Annotated in this window: 16 protein-coding genes; all 16 read left to right on the forward strand. The window is 43.5% G+C overall.

Annotated features, from left to right (window positions below; genetic code table 11):
- Window positions 1-105: 105 nt before the first annotated feature.
- The 16 genes from AB4140_RS12385 to AB4140_RS12460 all read left to right on the forward strand — a co-directional run bounded on the left by AB4140_RS12385 (window position 106) and on the right by AB4140_RS12460 (window position 19,843).
- Window positions 106-711, forward strand: a complete 606-nt coding sequence (locus AB4140_RS12385; protein WP_102475453.1) for a prepilin-type N-terminal cleavage/methylation domain-containing protein — start codon at window positions 106-108, stop codon at window positions 709-711.
- Between the two features lie 121 nt (window positions 712-832).
- Window positions 833-1,360: a type II secretion system protein gene (locus AB4140_RS12390; RefSeq protein WP_372001118.1), complete on the forward strand. Its 528-nt coding sequence runs from the start codon at window positions 833-835 to the stop codon at window positions 1,358-1,360.
- 11 nt (window positions 1,361-1,371) lie between these two features.
- Entirely contained in the window at window positions 1,372-1,893 is a 522-nt protein-coding gene (locus AB4140_RS12395) for a type II secretion system protein (protein ID WP_372001120.1), read from the forward strand.
- Window positions 1,894-2,078: 185 nt separating this feature from the next.
- A complete protein-coding gene (locus AB4140_RS12400; RefSeq protein WP_372001122.1) occupies window positions 2,079-2,552 on the forward strand; it encodes a type II secretion system protein in 474 nt (157 codons plus the stop codon).
- Window positions 2,553-2,739: 187 nt separating this feature from the next.
- Window positions 2,740-3,243 carry a Tfp pilus assembly protein FimT/FimU gene (locus AB4140_RS12405; protein ID WP_102520487.1) on the forward strand — a complete coding sequence of 168 codons (504 nt, stop codon included), beginning with the start codon at window positions 2,740-2,742 and terminating at the stop codon, window positions 3,241-3,243.
- Window positions 3,233-3,760, forward strand: coding sequence for a prepilin-type N-terminal cleavage/methylation domain-containing protein (locus AB4140_RS12410; RefSeq protein ID WP_102440001.1), 528 nt, complete (start codon window positions 3,233-3,235; stop codon window positions 3,758-3,760). The genes AB4140_RS12405 and AB4140_RS12410 overlap by 11 nt, the downstream gene beginning before the upstream one ends.
- Window positions 3,760-4,626, forward strand: coding sequence for a PilW family protein (locus AB4140_RS12415; RefSeq protein ID WP_372001124.1), 867 nt, complete (start codon window positions 3,760-3,762; stop codon window positions 4,624-4,626). The genes AB4140_RS12410 and AB4140_RS12415 overlap by 1 nt, the downstream gene beginning before the upstream one ends.
- Window positions 4,616-5,092, forward strand: coding sequence for an MSHA biogenesis protein MshP (locus tag AB4140_RS12420; RefSeq protein WP_372001126.1), 477 nt, complete (start codon window positions 4,616-4,618; stop codon window positions 5,090-5,092). Before AB4140_RS12415 ends, AB4140_RS12420 begins: the two co-directional genes overlap by 11 nt.
- Entirely contained in the window at window positions 5,082-9,737 is a 4,656-nt protein-coding gene (locus AB4140_RS12425) for a DUF6701 domain-containing protein (RefSeq protein WP_408019741.1), read from the forward strand. Before AB4140_RS12420 ends, AB4140_RS12425 begins: the two co-directional genes overlap by 11 nt.
- Window positions 9,738-10,046: 309 nt before the next feature.
- Window positions 10,047-11,096: a rod shape-determining protein gene (locus AB4140_RS12430; protein ID WP_076538556.1), complete on the forward strand. Its 1,050-nt coding sequence runs from the start codon at window positions 10,047-10,049 to the stop codon at window positions 11,094-11,096.
- Between the two features lie 63 nt (window positions 11,097-11,159).
- Window positions 11,160-12,062: a rod shape-determining protein MreC gene (gene mreC, locus AB4140_RS12435; RefSeq protein ID WP_102439997.1), complete on the forward strand. Its 903-nt coding sequence runs from the start codon at window positions 11,160-11,162 to the stop codon at window positions 12,060-12,062.
- Window positions 12,059-12,547 carry a rod shape-determining protein MreD gene (mreD, locus tag AB4140_RS12440; RefSeq protein WP_102531486.1) on the forward strand — a complete coding sequence of 163 codons (489 nt, stop codon included), beginning with the start codon at window positions 12,059-12,061 and terminating at the stop codon, window positions 12,545-12,547. The genes mreC and mreD overlap by 4 nt, the downstream gene beginning before the upstream one ends.
- A gap of 2 nt (window positions 12,548-12,549) precedes the next feature.
- Window positions 12,550-13,137 (forward strand): nucleoside triphosphate pyrophosphatase, encoded by a 588-nt coding sequence (locus AB4140_RS12445; RefSeq protein ID WP_102439995.1) that lies wholly within the window; start codon window positions 12,550-12,552, stop codon window positions 13,135-13,137.
- Between the two features lie 94 nt (window positions 13,138-13,231).
- Window positions 13,232-14,722: a ribonuclease G gene (rng, locus tag AB4140_RS12450; RefSeq protein WP_303460624.1), complete on the forward strand. Its 1,491-nt coding sequence runs from the start codon at window positions 13,232-13,234 to the stop codon at window positions 14,720-14,722.
- An 80-nt stretch (window positions 14,723-14,802) separates the two neighbouring features.
- Entirely contained in the window at window positions 14,803-19,089 is a 4,287-nt protein-coding gene (locus AB4140_RS12455) for a YhdP family protein (protein ID WP_372001131.1), read from the forward strand.
- Window positions 19,013-19,843, forward strand: a complete 831-nt coding sequence (locus AB4140_RS12460; RefSeq protein ID WP_372001133.1) for a carbon-nitrogen hydrolase family protein — start codon at window positions 19,013-19,015, stop codon at window positions 19,841-19,843. The genes AB4140_RS12455 and AB4140_RS12460 overlap by 77 nt, the downstream gene beginning before the upstream one ends.
- Window positions 19,844-19,876 lie beyond the last annotated feature (33 nt).

Below are 19,876 nucleotides of genomic sequence, written 5' to 3' on the forward strand. Positions count from 1 at the left end.
TCTACATTAAGTGCTAAAATTATTTACATATAAGCTTTAGCTAGTTAACAATAGGCAGTATGACTGCAGCTCAAATAGGTGTCAGTCTCAATAGAGGTATTTTATATGAAAATGAAGCAACAAGGCTTTTCTTTAATCGAACTGGTTATTGTTATTGTCATTCTAGGCTTGTTAGCGGCAACCGCAATTCCACGTTTTTTAAATGTCACTGAAGATGCGCAAAACGCCAGTGTCGAAGGTGTTGCTGGTGGTTTGGCGACTGCGGTGGGTTTTGTTCGCGCCCAGTGGGAAGTGGACGGTCGTCGTAATACCTCTGTGATTTTAGATGGCACGGTTGTTTCTTTAGATACTCGCTTTGGTTTTCCGACAGGTCGTACAAATACTGACGTTACAGCAATGACTGACCTAACGTGTCAGGAAGTGTTTAATAGTGTGCTGCAAAGTGCCCCTCGTAACGACATCTATACTGAAGACGCGCGTGATTTACGCTACACAGTAAAAGTTGAAAAGGGTATTGGCGGAACGGCTACCGGTATCGATGGCTCAGTGGTTCAAAGTATTGATGTTTGTGTCTATCATCAAATTGCTTCATTAACCTTGAATACCAATACAGGTGTTCCGGCGCCAACACCGAGCTTAAATACCGCTGGAGCAAAAGGTGTGACTTATAATCCAGGTACTGGCCAAGTATTCAGTTTTAGTAACGATTAATTTATTGATTAAGGTAACTAAAGCCTTAATCACGCTGAAAGTAATAGTTAATTACTGAATAAGGATTATTCAGTAATGTTGTAAATGCCATAAATTTTATTTTTTAAAGAGGGTCGACATTATGCAAATCAAACGTAAGCAACAAGGTTTTACATTAATTGAGCTAGTAGTAGTTATTATCATTCTTGGTATTTTAGCGGTAACCGCAGCGCCTAAATTTATTAATTTGCAGTCAGATGCACGTCAAGCATCACTGCAAGGTGTTAAAGGTGCTATTCAAGGCGCTAACGGGTTAGTGTTTGCTAGAGCGGCGATTGATGGTCATGAGAAAAAAGCAATAGCAGATTGGGGTACTGACGAAGGTGTCGATATAGGTGCAGAAGAACTTGCTGTGACAAATTTTGGCTACCTTCAAGCTGATATGGATGAATTTAATAACGCCATTGATGCCGACTTTGGTGCAGTTGGTAGTGATTCAGAGTGGATTGTCGTTGCTGATACATCTTCTACACCGACTCTAACCATCACTCAAAATGGTTCACCAGCAGAAGTGACAGGAACAGATGCTACAGCTTGTAAGTTGGTTTATACCGAAGCTGCTGATGCTAATACAATCCCTACTTATGTGATTACTGATAACGGTTGTTAATAGGAGTCTTTATGAAACAGCAAAATGGTTTTACATTAATTGAACTAGTTGTCGTGATTATTATTTTAGGTATTTTAGCGGTAACCGCAGCACCTAAATTTATTAATCTGCAGGGTGATGCGAGAGTTTCTGCTTTAGCTGGCATGAAAGCTGCTATCCAAGGTGGTAATACATTAGTCTATTCTAAAGCAGCTTTGGCAGGTAAAGAATCTGAGGATGAAGATACTCTAGATATTGATGGTTCTGGTACTGAAAGCTTAAATATTGCTTATGGTTATATTAAAGCGACAAAAGCCGACTTGGAAGAAGCTTTGGATGTCACATTTGATCCTGGAACTTCAGCCACTGACCCTACAGTAGCAACTGCTGATGATACAGGTGCTGATTGGGTTATTTTTCCTGATGACGACTCAGCTAGTATGGTTACAATTTGGCAAAAAGGTGCTCCAGCGACTTGTGACTTTCAATACACAGAAGCTTCAGATGGCGTATTACCACAATATGCAGTCGAGACAGATCCTTCAAATTGTTAGAATAAGCTAACTAGTTTAAAAGCCTGCTTATGCAGGCTTTTTTGTTTTTAAAGGGAATATTTTTTCTGCTGTGTAACCTCGGTAACACATGATACTCATAAAGGAGTGATAAAATTGTTGCCATAAAGGGGTAAGCTCGTAATTTTTGAGCTGAAGTTATTCATTTTTATTCAAGGTTTTTATATATGCAAAAGCAACAAGGTTTTACGCTAATTGAATTAGTGGTAGTGATTATTATTTTAGGTATTTTAGCGGTGACCGCAGCGCCTAAATTTATCAATTTGCAAGGTGATGCTCGTGTATCAACTTTACAAGGTGTTAAAGCGGCGATTCAAGGTGCTAATAGCCTTGTATATTCAAAAGCAATCCTTGCTGGTGAAGAAAAGAACAACCCAGGTTCAGTAAGTATTGGTGCTGCAGCGGATGCTGAAACAGTATTTGGTTATATTGCAGCAACAGAAGCTGAATTATTAAAAGCGGTAGATATTTCAGACGATGAATGGGATTTTACCGTGGTATCTGCTGCTGCAGATGAGCCTAAATCTATTGAGATCGTTCAAGTAGGCGCTCCTGAAGCTTGCAAACTGACTTATACCGAAAGTGCTGGAGAGAATAAACTCCCAACATTTTCAACATTACCAGTCGCTTCAGCTTGTTAATATTGATTTAACTTAATACTAAGCCTGCTTACGCAGGCTTTTTTATTGGCAGTATTTCAGTATGTAAGCTTACTACTGGCTAACATTATCAATAGGCTAAATGGCAATTTTAATAAAGGATATCAAGACGTTTATGCTATATTTTGCCATACTATATAACTGATTTACTTTTTGATAGGTGGTAACGATCTTTTCACTCGGGCTTAAACATAAACGCGTTCATTGTGGCTTTACCTTAGTTGAGCTGGTGACTACGATTCTAATCGTAGGGATTATCGCTGTGTTTGTGATCCCAAGGCTCATTCCTCAGTCCAGCTATAGCGCGTATTCTCTGCGAAATGAATTTATCAGTGAGCTGCGCCAAGTGCAGTTAAGAGCAATGAATAATAGCGATCGTTGTTATCGTATTAGTGTGTCGCCAACGGGTTATCAGCTTAGCCACTATTCGCAAACGATTAACACCGCCTCCGCAAGCTGTAATACCGCAAACCTGTTGAGAACAGAAGTGGAACAAGCTTTTCAGGGTGGCGCTTATATCGAGCTGGCCAGTACAAGCGCGACGACCTTCTTTTTAGATTTTGATAATTATGGCCGCTCAAACATTAATTGCTCAGGCTTGTGTTTTAATGCGGTAGCCGATGAAACCTTGGGGATTGCAATGGAATCAGAGGGCTACATTCATGGCCTATAAATTATCCCCATTTAATGCTTTTACGACTAAAAAATCAGGCTTTACCTTGATTGAATTAGTGGTGGGAATGCTGGTGTTAAGCATTTCTATTGTACTGATGACTTCAATGTTATTACCCCAAGCCGATCGCGCTGTTGAAACACTTTCCCGAGTTCGCTCTGCAGAGCTTGCCCATTCGGTGATGAATGAGATTTGGGGTAAGCGCTTTGATGAAAATACCGATCCAAATGGTGGTATACCAGCGTGTAATTCTGCTGCTGGGGTAGCTTGTTCAACCACGCTGGGGCCAAACGGTGAAAGCCGTAATAATTTCAATGATGTGGATGATTACAAAGGCTTGAATATTAGCAGTCTCATGCTTGACTCAAACCAGACCTACGCCGAGGTGTATTTGGGCTATGAGTTAGAAGTTGATGTGTCATACCTTAACGGCCAAGCCGAAAAATTAATTACTGTAGATGTCACTACACCTGCTGGTGAAGTGATCACTTACCAAGCGGTAAGGAGTAATTACTAATGGGCTTACTGCAACGGGCAAAAGGATTGTCGAAATTAGGCGCTAAACAGGTCGGTTTTACCTTAATTGAAATGGTCACCGTCATTTTGATTTTGGGCATACTGGTGGTTGGGGTTAGCGGTTTTATTATTTTTGGTACCCGTATTTTTGTTGAATCAAGCTCAATTGATCAAGTGCTCAGCCAAAGCCGTTTTGCGGTTGAACGCATGACCCGTGATATTCGTAATGCAGTGCCAAATAGCGTCAGATTACGCACTGCAACAGGTGGCAGTTATCAATGTATTGAATTATTGCCCATTGATTCCAGCACCAGTTACCTTGAGCTGCCCATTTACCCTGATGATGCCCTTGTCACCGGCACAGTGATTGATAATGGCATTAGCATTAATGCAGGGCAATATGCGCTGGTTTATCCACTCGCTAGCAATAGCAGCGGCGTTAACGATGTATATCAAGCCAGCAGAAACAAACGATTTGAACTGCAATCAAGTTCAAGTTCAGCCAATGTGCTTACGCTAACATTTACTGGCCTAGCTCAATTTGCCGAGCAGTCGCCAATTAAGCGAATTTACTTTGCTAGTCAGCCTATTAGTTATTGTTTTGAAAGCCCTATAGGCAATAGTGAGGTAAAACTTTATCGTTACGCTGACTATGGCTATATAGCGAGTCAGCCCGCACCATCGCAAATGGGCACTGCGGTATTGATGGCAGAAAATGTTAGTAACAATCTGCTACTAGAGCCTGCTATTAAACTGACTGAACAAAACCTAATGCGAAATGCCATAGTCCATATTGAACCCAGATTTAGTGTTAATGGCGAAACGTTCAAATATCAGCATCAAGTTAAGGTGACGAATGTTCCATAACCCCTTAAACAAGGCACTAAGCGCTAGTGGCTTAATAGCAAGACGTCAACGAGGCAGCGCCTTGGTGATTGCTATTTTTGTCTTAATTGTCATGTTTTTACTGGCTGGCACATTAATTCGGATGCTGGAAGATGGTGATGATGCCGTCAATCTTGAAGTGTGGGGCGCCAGAGCCTTATTTGCCGCCAATAGCGGCGCAGATGCTGAATTAGCAAGTTTATTTCCGGTTGCTGGTGGCGTTGGTGTTTGTAGTTCAGTTCGCCACGATTGGATAGCGCCATCAACCGTTGGTTTTCACGGCTGTAGAGTTTCAGTGATTTGTACCCCTACGGTGGCTAACGGCGTGACCCAATATAGCATTCTTAGCTATGCAGTTTGTGAAACCGGTAATTGTAGCGGCGATGCGGCTACAACAGATTGCCTGCGGGTTAATCGACAAGTAGAGGTGGAAGCCCGTGGGAATTAGTTTGTCTAGAAAATGGCTTTTATTATGGGTATTACTTTTTGGTAGTACATCCCAAGTGTCTGCGTTTGACGTGATCGATGAATCTGCAATCTGGCCTGCTATTGTTCAAGGGCATCATTCTGACAATAGTAGTAGCTGTAACACTATTACTGACCCTCAACTGACTATTAATCCTGGTTCTGATATAAGCGGAACTCAAGGAAATAATTTAACTTTTTGTTCAGTAAACACCAATAATGGCTTACCCGCAGACAGTTGTGATGCTGCTGATGGCAGCCCACGTTTTTGTACGGTTACAGGCTCTTCTATTCAAGGCCTTAAAATGAATGGTAACCAAGCTTTCGAGTCTAGTAACGGCTCCGCTGGCAGTATTGGCTTTTGTAATTCAGGACAACAGATTAGCTTAGGCGATAACGGAGACACTCAGTTTAATGAGCTGAGTTTTTTTAACGATTGTACTGTTACTTTTTCAGGGGTAAATAACGAGTACCGATTCCATTCTCTAAGGGCTGGACAAGGTTCTATTTTGAAATTTCCTGCTGGGGATTATTGGATAAAGTCGCTTCAGCTTGATGCGCCAAGTAAAATTGAAACTAGCGGTGCGGTACGAATATTTATCAATGACAACTCGCAAATTAATGGTGGGACAATTAACTCCCTACAAGAAGCCGGTGTTCAGGTAATTACCTATAACGATTTAACAATAAATAATCAGGATGTTAGCGGCACAAACATTAATGCTGAAATCAATGCTGATGTTTATAGTGAGAATAGAATAACAATTAATTCAGGCACTATTTTTGGTCGTGTGACTTCCAAATACTTAGTTATGAACGGTGATGGACATATAGGTACTCCCACGGATCCTGTTATCCCATTTCACATCCAATATGGCAAATCAACCACATCAAATGTGGAATTCGAAAGCGCCTTTCCTGCAGGCTCAACACCGCTTATTTTCTTGATGCCGACGATTTCAGAAAATGATCCTGAAGATGATGAACCAGCTTCTGTGGTATTGAAACCAGAAACAATATCTACTCAAGGTTTCAGCTGGGAACAAGTTGCACCGGTTAAGAAAGATAATACCCCTGGCGATATAGGCACTCTTATGCCTGAAATTCACTGGATAGCAGTGACCGAAGGGACTCATGAGCTATCGAATGGGACGCAACTCATTGCTGGCACCGTTGAGTATGATAAAGCACTGCTTGGCTCAAGATCGCCTTATATAGATGTCCCTTTAGCAAGTTCGCAAAACGTATTATTGAATCAATTACAGACTCGCAATAATGATTGCTGGTTAACGGGGACTTCGAAGTTTTCTGGTTCAGGTGTTCAATTGGCCATGGATGCAGCCCAAGTGTTCAAGGATAGTCGATGTCAGCCCGGTAATTTATTGAACGATGAGCTGGACTTTGAAACCATCGCCTATTTAAGCGTTGAGGAAGGGTCAGGTTCTGGCGATGAAGCACTCGAGCTTAATGGTGACAAATTTAATTATCATTTTGGCAATGCACAGACATTTGAAAACATTGGCGGAGGACAGGACTTTGAGCTTCAATGTAACTTCAGTACAGACTTGGATGGTTTTACTGAGACACCTATTTTTGTTGCTGGACAAACGGCTAGTTTGGGTCGTGATGGTGGATGGTTACGACGGTGCAAGTTAAGTAACGATAAAGTCAGTATGATTATTGACGAGGATAAGTATTTTAATGATTCAAGACGTCACAGATGGGAGGAATATAGCTTTATTGCATTGGAAAAAATAGAACCGCTTACCCAATGTTTTACTGATGACTTTACTCGCAGTGATGTGGGTGATGATTGGGTGGTTTCTGAAAGTCGTGGTGGGTTTATTCCTGCTATTGTGAATAGTCGACTTCGGATAACCGAAGCTGCTGGTAATCAGGCGACGTCATCGACATATCAGCGACTTTTCCCAGCAGCCGATAACTTAGTGACTATTGAATTTGATCATTACGCCTATGCTGGTAGCGGTGCTGATGGTATCGCTTTTGTGTTATCCGATGCCTCAATTACTCCTCAACCAGGTTCATATGGTGGTCCATTAGGTTACGGTGCTCGTTCGAATGTCGATGGTTTTGCTGGCGGGTGGTTAGGTTTTGGTATTGATGAATATGGTAACTTTTCTACCGAGGGAGGCCCTGGAGGACCTGGTAGAAGACAGCAGTCTGTAGCCGTTCGTGGCTCAGGTTCAGGTACTAGTGGTTATGATTATCTACGTGGTACTTGTAATAATGGTCAAAATAACCCTAATGGAGATTGTTTGTCGCCTACGGTCGATAATAATGAAAATGCAAATCATCGCTATCGTATAACTGTTGACTCCCAAGTGGCTGGACAATCTATGGTCAGTGTTGAGCGTGACACTGGTGATGGCAACGGTTACGTAATGCTTATTTCCCCTTTTGATGCCGCATCAGAACCTAACCAGTCTGATGTCCCTACTGATTTTTTACTGTCATTAACAGGCTCGACAGGTGGGGCAACTAATAACCATGAAATTGATAATGTTGAAATTTGTGCGCTTGATTCCAACCCGATAGGGGTGGTGATAGACCATTTTGAATTCACTCATACTGGTGCGGCGTTAACCTGTAATGCTGAGCCGATGACCTTGAAAGCTTGCGCTAATGCAGATTGTTCACAAACCGTCCCAGACTTTGTCACGGCAACCTTAAGCCCTGTATCCATTGCCACTGGCGGTGGCTGGATTGGTGGTAATGTGGTTAGTTTCAGCAATGGTAGTACTAACTTAGAGTTGCGTAATAATGTGGCAGGACCCGTCACGATAGATGTCACAGGTTCAACACCAGGCGCTAAACCTTTTAGTACGACTTTATGTAGCATTGCCGGTAATACCCCCACAGCGGCGCAATGTACTTTTAATTTTGCTGACAGCGGCTTTATTTTTACTGTGCCGGACAAGCTGGCTAATAAACCTGCCTCTGGTATTAGCGTTTCTGCGGTGAAAAAAGATGATGCCTCACAAGCGTGCGTACCGCAATTTGCTGATGTGACTAAAGATGTGGGCTTTTGGAGCGATTACGTTTCGCCGAGTTCAGTTATATCTGGGGCGCAAGTTGCAGTAACCGGTAATGGCGCAGCAACTGATATAGGGACATCCGTTGGCGCACGCACACTGATATCGCTGGATTTTGATGCTAATGGCGAAGCCGATATTAGCGTGAATTACCCTGATGCGGGTCAGATGCAATTAAATGCGCAATACGATGGCACTGGCGAGGAAGATGGATTAGTGATGGTGGGCGCAGACTCATTTGTCAGCTTTCCTGTCGGCTTATGCGTTAAACCTGTTGATGCCAATGCTAGCTGTGCAGCGGGCGATAGCAGTTGCAATGTGTATAAAAAAGCCGGTGAGGAGTTTGATTTTACGATACAAGGTATGGCTTGGCAGTCTGATAATGATGGCGATTTTTGTGACAACTTAACTACGCCTAACTATATCCATAGTGGGATGACGCTGGGCAGTGAACTGGTGTCGCCAATACCTGGTGAGCAAGGCAGCCTTAGTATTGATAATTACAACCATATTGCAGCAACCAATAACGTTAATAGCATTACTCAGTCAATCAGTGAAGTAGGGGTTTTTGAGTTTACAGTTAAGTCGCCATCCACTTATGAAGGTTCAAGTTTTTACGATATCCCTTTGGCCAGCTCGGGCAATATAGGCCGCTTTGTACCTGATAGATTCGCCATTAGTGGCGTGAGTGTTTTACCTAGCTGCACAGGCTTTAGTTATATGGACCAGCCATTCTCACTGGCAATGAATATCAGTGCCTTTAATATTGGCAGTGAGGTAACTAAAAATTATCAAGGCAATTTCTCTAAAGCCACTGCGTTATTAGTGGGTGAAGACAGTGATGATGGCGATGATAAACGCAATCGCTTGAGCGCATTGCCAATATCCGCAAGCTCTTGGGTTGCAGGTGTCGCAACAGTGGATAGTAGCTACATGGCAAACTTAAGCCGACTGACTGCGCCTAACCAAGATGGCCCGTTTGACAGTTTTGATATTGGGGTTATTGTCGATGACAACGATGGTGATTTCGCCTTTGTGGCCAACCCTGATATGAATGCGGCCACCTCGGGCATTTGTGGCAGCAATTGTGATGCTAAATTGCTTTCTACTCAGCGTTTTCGCCATGGACGCATCGTGATGGATAATACCTATGGTGCTGAAAACGATACCCTAAAAATGCCAATTCGTGCTGAATATTGGAATGGCAGTGACTGGGCTACAAATGTTGAAGATAGTTGTAGTGTGGTTACGCCAGCATTAACTCGTCAAACTGATGATGCTGCATTGGGTTATCAATTTGAACCGGCATTAACGTCTGGCCAAGCGATTGAGCGAACTGGTCAATCAAGCAGTTTTGCTAACGGTGAGTTTACCTTGTTATGGAATGCACTTATCACTGGCCCTAATGATTATAGAGGCCAAGTTAGCGCGCCTTTAACTGTGCCAGTGTGGCTGCAATGGTATTGGGATTGGGACGATTTATCTTCCACCACCCTTTATGACCCAAGAGCTAGCGCTTTTTTTGGTCGCTATCGTGGTCATGATCGGATTATCTATTGGCGCGAAGTCCGTTAGCTGCTGATTTTAGCGCTTAGGTCATTTGCCTTAATGTCATTAATACTACTTTTGAGCTAACGCTGACCAAAACTTACTGCTGTTAAGCCGTGAGTCTTGGATATCGCGATTCCATGGAGGTTGGTTTTTGATGTTTTTTTCAGCGTTTATAGGCTGTTTTAAGTCAAAATTTAATTAATTTGCCTAATATAGAAAAAAAAACCCTAGATTAGCGATTGTTAACCTGTTCGGTCTTGTGGAAAGCCAGCGGCATTGATAAAGTTACCTGATTTTTCTTTCTTCTGACGATACAGAATACAGGCTAGATACATGTTCAAAAAGCTGCGTGGCGTTTTTTCAAATGACCTATCGATCGATTTAGGTACGGCAAATACATTAATTTACGTTCGTGACGAGGGGATCGTGCTAAACGAGCCATCGGTGGTCGCGATTCGTGGCGAGCGTGGCAGCAGCGGACAAAAATCAGTAGCTGCTGTGGGTACAGATGCAAAGCAAATGCTAGGCCGTACTCCTGGAAATATTCAAGCAATTCGCCCAATGAAAGATGGCGTAATTGCTGACTTTTACGTGACTGAAAAAATGCTACAGCACTTCATTAAGCAAGTGCATAACAATAGCTTTTTCCGTCCAAGCCCGCGTGTCCTTGTTTGTGTGCCAGTTGGCGCAACACAAGTTGAGCGTCGTGCAATTCGTGAATCAGCCATGGGCGCTGGTGCGCGTGAAGTTTACTTAATTGAAGAGCCAATGGCTGCTGCAATCGGTGCTGGTTTACCAGTATCAGAAGCTACAGGTTCAATGGTTGTTGATATTGGTGGTGGTACTACTGAAGTGGCGATTATCTCGTTAAACGGTGTGGTTTACTCGTCATCAGTACGCATTGGTGGTGACAAATTTGACGATGCCATCATTAACTACGTACGCCGTAACTACGGTAGCTTAATCGGTGAAGCAACGGCTGAGCGTATTAAGCACACTATTGGTACTGCATATCCTGGCGACGAAGTACTTGAAATTGAAGTACGTGGTCGTAACCTTGCCGAAGGTGTACCAAGAAGCTTTACCCTAAATAGCAATGAAATCTTAGAAGCGCTACAAGAGCCGTTATCAGGTATTGTGAGTGCGGTAATGGTTGCATTAGAGCAGTCTCCACCAGAGCTGGCTTCAGATATTTCTGAGCGTGGCATGGTATTAACCGGTGGTGGCGCATTATTGCGTGATCTTGACCGTTTGCTCATGCAAGAAACCGGTATCCCGGTGATGGTTGCTGAAGATCCGCTAACCTGTGTTGCTCGTGGTGGCGGTAAAGCGCTAGAGATGATCGACATGCACGGTGGCGACTTATTCTCTGAAGAGAACTAAAGAGCGAACCAATGGCGGTGTATATTTTGACTTCTATAGCTAAAATGTCACCGCCTGATAATTATGAAACCAATTTTTGTTCGTGGTATATCGCAACAATTTAGATTAACACTGGCAATTATCTTGTCGGTGGTATTACTTATCGCTAATGATCGCCTAGAACCTCTTCGTCAGTCCATTTCTTCTGTTTTAAGCCCGCTTCAATATTTAGCTAATGTCCCTGGTGTGATGCTGGATTGGTCTGCCGATTCTATTGCTACCCGTAATATGTTGGCGATACAAAACAAAGAGTTGATGCGCCAGCAATTACTGATGTCTGAGCGTTTACAACGTTTTGAACACTTGAGACAAGAAAATGAGCGCCTTAGAGCCTTACTCGGCTCACCGGTACACATGGACTCGCGTAAAGTGGTCGCAGAAGTGATGGAAGTGGCAAGCGATCCTTTCAGGCATTATGTGGTACTTAACCACGGCGCTCGCACAGGGGTATTCGTCGGCCAGTCGGTTGTCGATGCCAAAGGCGTTGTTGGCCAAGTGGTTGAAGTGAGTGAACTTACCAGTCGAGTATTATTATTGACTGATACCAGCCATGGTATTCCGGTGCGAATTACCCGTAATGATGTTCGCGCCATTGCTCAGGGCACCGGTGATATCGATGAAATCGAATTACGCCATGTGGCTAAAAGTACCGACGTTAAAGTGGGTGACTTACTGGTGACATCGGGTCTTGGTAAGCGTTTTCCTGAAGGTTATCCAGTGGCGCGAGTGATGAACATTTCTCGTGATGCTGGCCAAAGTTACTCAGTTATTTCTGCGCAGCCATTAGCGGCCTTAGACCGTATCCGTTATGTATTATTGATTTGGCCTGATGAAGACCTTGAGTCTCTCAAGCCAACATTAGTCTCCGATATTCCTCCCCTTGAGGCAGATGCTGAATTAGTGACCGATACTGAGGTGAGCCAATGAGTGCGCATATTGCCAATGGCCGCATGGTGGTGTTGATCACCATTTTTGTCAGTATGATGTTTCAAATCATGCCGCTGCCGCCCATTGTTGAAGCTTGGCGACCAGATTGGTTGTTAATGGTTATGATTTATTGGGCGATGGCACTGCCACATCGTTATAGCGTACTTACCGCATGGGTCGTTGGCGTGCTGCTTGATGTGCTGCTTGGCGCGACCTTAGGGGTGCGCTCGTTAGCACTTTCGATTGTCATTTATCTTATTGTGATTCAATCGCAAAGGTTACGTAACTTTACCCGCTGGCAGCAGTCTATATTGGTGGCGCTGTTTGTGTGTTTATACCATTTGATTATTTATTGGGTCGAATTTGTGGTTAACGGGGTTGGCTTCGATTGGTCGATGTTCCTACCTGCGATATCCAGTATTTTCATGTGGTGGTGGTTTTTTTGGGTGTTACGCAACATTCGTCGACGTTATAAGGTTCGCTAAGTATGAGTTGGGTTCTTGCTTCAACATCACCTCGCCGTAAAGAATTACTGGCCCAAGCTGGTTTTTCAGATGCTGGATTTTCTTTTAAACAAGTGGCTCCAGATATTGATGAATCACTTATCCCTGGTGAGTCAGCAGTCGATTTTGTGCTGCGATTAGCCAAAGAAAAAGCCGCAGCAGGCTTAGCTTTATGTACTGACATCGACGATGCCAAAGTATTAGGCTCAGATACGATAGTGGTGCTAGGTGAGCAGATTTTAGGTAAGCCAGTAGACAGACAAGATGCCCAAGCTATTTTAGCGTCATTGTCGGGGAAAACCCATCAAGTAATGACAGCTGTAGCAGTGACTAATGGTACTACAACCTTAACAAGGCTTTGCCAAACGGCGGTGACCTTTTGTGAGTTATCCGCCCAGACTATTGATGCCTATATCGATACCCAAGAGCCAATGGATAAAGCCGGTGCTTATGGTATTCAAGGGTTAGGTGGTTGTTTTGTAAAGACCATTATTGGCAGTTATTCTGCCGTCGTCGGGTTACCGTTAGTAGAGACTCGCGAACTACTCACTGAAATGAACCTGATTAAATAAATAACACTCCTTTAGGTTATCTGTCTTTGACACTGAGCTGCAGAAGTTGGCTCGATAACCCATATCGTATAACAAGACGTTAAACAGGTGGCTTATGCAAACTAAAGCTCAGCGTAAAAAAGGCTCTGAATTACTGATTAACGTGACGCCAACAGAAGCGAGAGTCGCACTGGTTGAGCATGGCGTTCTGCAAGAAGTCCATATTGAACGACGTATGAAGCGTGGTTTAGTCGGTAATATCTACAAAGGTAAAATCAGTCGGGTGCTACCTGGTATGCAAGCTGCCTTTGTGGATATCGGTCTTGAAAAAGCTGCATTTTTACATGCCTCAGATATTGTTCCCCATACCGAATGTGTTGCCGATGTTGAAAAAGGCAACTTTGTGGTGCGTGATATTGCCGAATTAGTCAGGCAAGGTCAGGACATCATAGTGCAAGTCGTCAAAGATCCTCTTGGTACTAAAGGTGCTCGTCTCACCACAGATATTACTTTGCCTTCACGCTACTTAGTCTTTATGCCAGGTTCAAGCCATGTGGGTGTATCTCAGCGGATTGAAGAAGAGACTGAGCGGGCTCGCTTAAAAGCGATTACCGAACCTTATGTTGATGAAGATGGTGGTTTTATTATTCGCACCGCTGCTGAAGGCGTAGGCGATGATGAACTGGCTCAAGATGCCGCGTTTTTGCGACGGGTATGGAAAAAAGTTTGTGAACGTAGAAAGCGCAAAGGCGCGACTTTGTTGTATCAAGACTTAGCCCTACAGGTGCGGATTATTCGTGACTTTGTTGGCGCCGAACTTGACCATATTCAAGTGGATTCTCGACGCACTTTTGCAGAACTGCAGGGTTTTGCGCAAGAGTTTATGCCTGAAATTGCCGAAAAACTTGAGCATTACTCAGGGCCAGCACCTATTTTTGAACTCTATGACGTTGAAAATGAAATTCAGCGCGCATTGGGGCGTAAAGTCGAATTAAAGTCAGGCGGCTATTTAATTATTGATCAAACTGAAGCCATGACCACAGTCGATATTAATACCGGCGCTTTTGTGGGGCATCGTAACTTAGCCGAGACCATTTTTAATACTAACCTTGAAGCCACTCAAGCGATTGCTAGGCAGCTGCGGTTACGTAATTTAGGTGGCATTATCATTATCGACTTTATTGATATGCTTAATGATGAGCATAAAAAGCGGGTGCTAGACAGCTTAAATAACGCGTTGGCTAATGACAGAGTTAAAACCAGTGTTAGCGGTTTTTCGGGTTTAGGTTTAGTGGAAATGACCCGTAAGCGCACCCGTGAAAGTTTAGAGCATGTCGTTTGCGGCGAGTGCCCAGCTTGCCAAGGCACTGGCTCAATGAAAACCGTTGAAACAGTGTCTTATGAAGTGTTTAGAGAGATAATTCGTTTAAATCGTGCTTACCAAGCTGATGAGTTTTTGCTGTATTGCTCACCAGCGGTTTACAAGAGTTTAAGCAACGAAGAAGGCCATTTATTAGCCGAGCTTGAAGTGTATATTGGTAAACGTATTCGGCTGCAAAATGAAACTTTATATACCCAAAACAAGTATGACGTGGTGATGGTGTAGTGCCCAAAAGTAAAACATTAACAGTTTTTAGAATATGCTTTCAATCGGTAGCCGTAGTCTTAGTACTATTTGCGCTAGCGGTGAGTCTTATCCGTGGGTTACTGCCTCATTTACCTGAAGTACGTTCTGAAGTTGTTAGTTATTTACACGAACAATATCAGGTAGAAGTTCAAGTCGGCGAGATCTCTGCTGAATGGCAGGCCTATGGCCCAGCCTTAACTATCAGCAATATTGTTATTCCGCCGCAGCAAGCTTTACCTGTGACCGTGATTGCCAGAAAAGTGCACTTTAAGCTCGACTTTTGGCAAACATTACTGACTCTGACCCCTCAAATCGAAACCGTCAAATTTGATGGTATTCAAGTCGCTCTTAATCTGGATGATCTCGCTGTATCAGACGCCTCCTCAAGCACAGTTAGTGATCTCGATTGGCTCTATGCGCTATTGTTAGAGCAACTAGAGACTTTTTCAATCAGTGATGGCACCTTACAATTACTCAGTAACAGCCATGATTATCGGCCGATATTTATTAGTAATTTAACTTGGCATAATATGGCGGGCATGCACAGAGCTAAAGGCTTTATACATCTTGATGAGCAAGCTTCAGAAAAAGAGCTACTGGCTTTAAGAGTTGATTTAAAAGGCAGTGGTTATCAACCCGATAATCTTAAGGGCCAAGTGTATATCTCGGCTGAGTCGTTGGACTTGGGGGAATGGGCATCAAGACAACATGAGAAAGAGTTAAAGCTTGATAGTATTGAATTTGAAGGCATTGTAAATTTAAAAGCTTGGCTCGGGTTTGAGCACCGCACCATTAATACTGGTTTATTAGTCTTTGAGCCAAGTTGGCTACAATGGCATGGGACTACTGAGTCGCAGAAATTTGAAATTGGTGGCGGCGCGTTAACTTGGCAACCCAGTGATAACGGCTGGCAGATTAATAGCTATGACCTTGATTTTAAAACGAATGAGCAAGCTTGGCCTGAGTTACAGCTGTCTTTAAAAACCAACTACCGTGACTTATCCGTTAGCGTTAATCAAATCGCCCCAGAAATGCTGACACCATTATTGCCGTTAATCCCGTCAATGGGCCTTAAAGGGGTTGAGCAATGGGGTAAATTGCAACCACAGGGCAGTATTGGGCCGCTGCAATTACTCAAAGTTGCCGATAAACCGCTATTGTTTAAAACTGATATTAAACAACTGCAATGGCAAGCTGCGGGGAATATTCCCGGCAGTAAACCCATTGATGGCAGCCTTTCTTGGGCTAATAATCTATTAAGTGCCGAGTTTCCTGCGCAGCAATATCAGCTAGATTTTCAAGATGGTTTTGAAGCGCCGCTAACATTATCGGCTGATGCATTTAAAGCGCAGTATAGTTTAGCTAAATTACGGCTTACCTTACCCAAAGTCCATTTTTACAATGATGATATTGATCTCGCCGCATCAATGCAGCTGGATATGGCTGCGCAAGCGCACTTGGCGTTAAATGCTAATGTGGCTATCAGCAATGCTGCCAATGCAGGGCGTTATTTCCCTCTTAAAACCATGAGTGATGATTTAGTCAGTTATCTAAACCAGGCTATTCTCAAAGGTCATATTCCTGATGCGCAAGTTGTGTGGCATGGTGATCTAAGCGGTTTTCCTTATCAAGACAGTTCAGGTATTTTTCAAGCTGGGTTTAACCTTAATGACGGCGCATTTGAGTTTCAGCCTGATTGGCCCAAAGTTGATGATTTGAGCTTATATGCCTTATTTGAAAATGCCGCCATGGATATCATGATTAATAAGGGCAAATTATTAGACGTAAATGCTGCTGGCGCCCATGTTTATATTCCGTTTATGGGTAAAGATACCACCTTAAAAATTGAAGCTGAAATCGCGGCAACAGCAGCGGCTGCAAAAACGCTTATTGATAACTCGCCTTTGCAATCATCTGTGGGGACGACCTTGGATGTGGTACAAATTTCAGGGGATATTATCAGTGATTTAGATTTAACCATTCCGCTGTATGAGGGCGGTGTTGCTGACAATAAAGGCTTAATTCATTTTAACGATAACCAGGTGTTTATCGCCACACCAGGGCTTAACTTGGAAAAAGTAAATGGCACTGTGGCATTTATTAATGCTGAAGTTAACGGCAATCAAATCAACGCAGATTTATTTGAGCAGCCACTGACATTTGATTTTGGCACCAACAAAACCTCAGCTGATGATTTAGCCTTAAGCGTTGGTTTAAAAGGATTGTGGGATTTAGACAATCTACCTGATTATATTGATAACCCGTTATCTGACTATTATTCCGGTCAACTGGATTGGGATGGCGGGGTCACTATGATATTTGATGCCACAGGTTACAGCCTGCAAGTACAGCTTAACTCAGACTTAGTTGGCGCTGAATTATCCTTACCTGCGCCGTTTACAAAAGCAGCCGCTACGCCTACCCGATTAAGTGCAGAGCTTATTGGCGATAATAAACAGGCCTCATTGGGGCTTAAACTAGCGAAACAAGCTGAGTTTTGGGGCGGCTTCAATCAACAAAGTGGTGATAATTTAGCCCATTATGATCTGATCTTGGGGCGTCAGTTTAAGTTAGGCGACAAGCTTGCCAAAGACCAAGGTCATATCATTATTGATTTACCTGATGCGGTGCTGACTCAGTGGCTGCCGATCATCAGTCAATTTACCGATAAGGCAAGCTCAAGTATCGATCTTCCAGATACCACGGCTGCGGCACTGGTAAATACTGAAGAGGAAATGGCCAGTATTTTTGCCAATAAGCCTGCAGCTGAGTCAGCCGTGGTTGATACTGTGACAGCCCATGCAGCGGAAACCTCAGCGCCCACTGAAAACCAGCCTAGCACCACAGAAGCTACCCTAACGCGGCCAAAAGCTAGCTTCTTCCCGCCGCTAGCGTTAATTGATGCCAAGGTGGGTAAATTAGATATTTTAGCCCAAGACTTTAATCAACTGAGTTTTAGCGCCAAGCCGTTAGAGCATGTATGGCGTTTTGATGTTTTGTCACAAGAATTTGATGGGCGGATTGATTTTTATTCCAGTTGGCGTGAACAAGGCTTAAAAGTTGTTGCCAGTAAATTGCATTTAACGCCCAGGGTTAAACCTGCTGAAGAAGCGGAGTTCAGCCCAGATAATATGCTCGATAATTTACCGCCATTAGCTGTGGATGTGGATGATTTTGGCATCTACGATAGGCGTCTGGGCCATTTAGTGCTGCAGGGTATTCCTTATGAAGACGGTTATCGCTTTCAAACATTAACCCTCACCCGGCCCATTGTTAGCTTGCAAGCTACTGGCGATTGGACCTTTAAAGATGGCAAAAACCTGACTAAGTTTGATGTTAAATTGAAAGCCAGTAAATTTGATGCATTGTCAGAAGTCCTTGGGATTAACCCCGGCTTAAAAGACGCCCCCCTTGATTTAGTTGGTGAGTTTTCATGGCAGGGCCCGCCTTATGGTTTCTCATTAGACACCCTAAACGGTAAATTACGTTTTGATATGGGCAAAGGTTACTTATCTGAAATTAGTGATAAAGGTGCGCGGATATTCTCGCTATTTAGCCTAGATTCTATAGTGCGTAAGTTATCTTTAGATTTTTCTGATGTGTTTGGTAAAGGGTTACACTTTGACTCGTTCGGGGGCTCACTTAATATCGATAACGGTGTGGTTAAAACCACTGACACTGAAATGGATGCGATTGCCGGTAATATGAAAGTGCGTGGTTATACTGATTTAACCACCCAAAGTTTAAATTATGATATTCGCTTTATTCCGCAATTGGCATCAAGTGTGCCTACAGTGGTATTACTTAGTACCAGCGCATGGACTTTAGGCTTAGGTGCCTTTGCCTTGACCAAGGTATTAGAGCCTGTGATTGAGGTTATTTCTGAAATTCGTTTTCGCCTTGGTGGTACTATGACCGAGCCACAATTAGAAGAGCTTGAGCGAAAAAGTAAAGAAATCGAAATCCCAGAATCAATTTTGCCAAGAACGCCAGCAACACAAGTCAGCCCTGATAAGGTCGGGGCAGGTACGGTAAGCTCGGAAGCTATTAGCTCTAAAGCTGAGAGTGTAGAACTAAACCGCTCTGAAAATCAGCCGAATGCAACTGATGTTAATAAAGCTAATGTTAATAAAGCTAATGTTAATGACGCTGGTGTTAATGAAGTAGATGCTACTGACATAAACCTAAAAGCAGATGAAGCAGCCACAGAGGCCGCAGCCAATATCGTGTCCTTTAGCCTGTATCATCGACAATGCCAAGGAGGCGCCAATGCAAGTCAGTTTATTGCAATGTCAAAGCAGCACAGATGTCAAAGCCAATCTGGCCTTTATCGACTCGCAGCTTAGTGTATTACCTCGAAAGGCTAATGAACCGCAACTGGTAGTACTGCCTGAGTGCAGTTTGCTATTTGGTGGTCACGAGCAGCAGCAATTAGCTATTGCTGCTGTGGAAGAATCCAGCAAACTTAAACAGCAACTGGCCGCATTAGCTCAGCGTCATCATGTTTATATGGTGGCCGGAACTATCCCGATTTCTGCAGATGCAGCTAGGGTCTATAGTCGCAGTTACTTATTTGATGATGAAGGCAATACCTTAGGCAGCTATGATAAGTTACACTTATTTGATGTTGAGGTTGCCGATAAAACGCAATCCTATCGAGAAAGTGATACTTTTTGCCCAGGGGATCGTATCACTGTCATTGACACCCCATTTGGCAAGATAGGCTTAGCCATTTGCTACGATATACGTTTTGCTGACTTATTCAGGGCATTAAGGTTAGCGGGGGCAGAAATTATTGCCTTGCCATCTGCATTTACTAAGGTAACAGGCGCAGCCCATTGGCAAACCTTGATCCAAGCAAGGGCGATTGAAACCCAGTGTTATTTTCTGGCTGCCGATCAATGGGGTCAGCATAACCAAGGTAGCCGAGAAACCTGGGGCCAAAGTATGATAGTAGACCCTTGGGGCAAGATTATCGCTGAGAAAAAGACCGGTCTAGGTTGGGTGCAAGCCCAGCTTGATTTAGCCGCCTTAGCGACCATAAGACAACAAATTCCAGTGGCGGCGCACAATCGCTTTATTGCGCCCCAATTAAAATAAATACTGAATTAGCTAACATACCGAGCGATGAAT

The organism is Shewanella sp. 10N.286.51.B2 (assembly GCF_041469265.1).
Lineage (GTDB): Bacteria > Pseudomonadota > Gammaproteobacteria > Enterobacterales > Shewanellaceae > Shewanella.

Coding starts and splice junctions, on each gene's coding strand:
- mreD (WP_102531486.1), top strand. CDS start 12,059: ATGAGTGCGCATATTGCCAATGGCCGCATGGTGGTGTTGATCACCATT.
- AB4140_RS12415 (WP_372001124.1), top strand. CDS start 3,760: ATGGGCTTACTGCAACGGGCAAAAGGATTGTCGAAATTAGGCGCTAAA.
- AB4140_RS12395 (WP_372001120.1), top strand. CDS start 1,372: ATGAAACAGCAAAATGGTTTTACATTAATTGAACTAGTTGTCGTGATT.
- AB4140_RS12410 (WP_102440001.1), top strand. CDS start 3,233: ATGGCCTATAAATTATCCCCATTTAATGCTTTTACGACTAAAAAATCA.
- AB4140_RS12460 (WP_372001133.1), top strand. CDS start 19,013: ATGCAAGTCAGTTTATTGCAATGTCAAAGCAGCACAGATGTCAAAGCC.
- AB4140_RS12400 (WP_372001122.1), top strand. CDS start 2,079: ATGCAAAAGCAACAAGGTTTTACGCTAATTGAATTAGTGGTAGTGATT.
- mreC (WP_102439997.1), top strand. CDS start 11,160: ATGAAACCAATTTTTGTTCGTGGTATATCGCAACAATTTAGATTAACA.
- AB4140_RS12430 (WP_076538556.1), top strand. CDS start 10,047: ATGTTCAAAAAGCTGCGTGGCGTTTTTTCAAATGACCTATCGATCGAT.
- AB4140_RS12420 (WP_372001126.1), top strand. CDS start 4,616: ATGTTCCATAACCCCTTAAACAAGGCACTAAGCGCTAGTGGCTTAATA.
- AB4140_RS12445 (WP_102439995.1), top strand. CDS start 12,550: ATGAGTTGGGTTCTTGCTTCAACATCACCTCGCCGTAAAGAATTACTG.
- rng (WP_303460624.1), top strand. CDS start 13,232: ATGCAAACTAAAGCTCAGCGTAAAAAAGGCTCTGAATTACTGATTAAC.
- AB4140_RS12385 (WP_102475453.1), top strand. CDS start 106: ATGAAAATGAAGCAACAAGGCTTTTCTTTAATCGAACTGGTTATTGTT.
- AB4140_RS12390 (WP_372001118.1), top strand. CDS start 833: ATGCAAATCAAACGTAAGCAACAAGGTTTTACATTAATTGAGCTAGTA.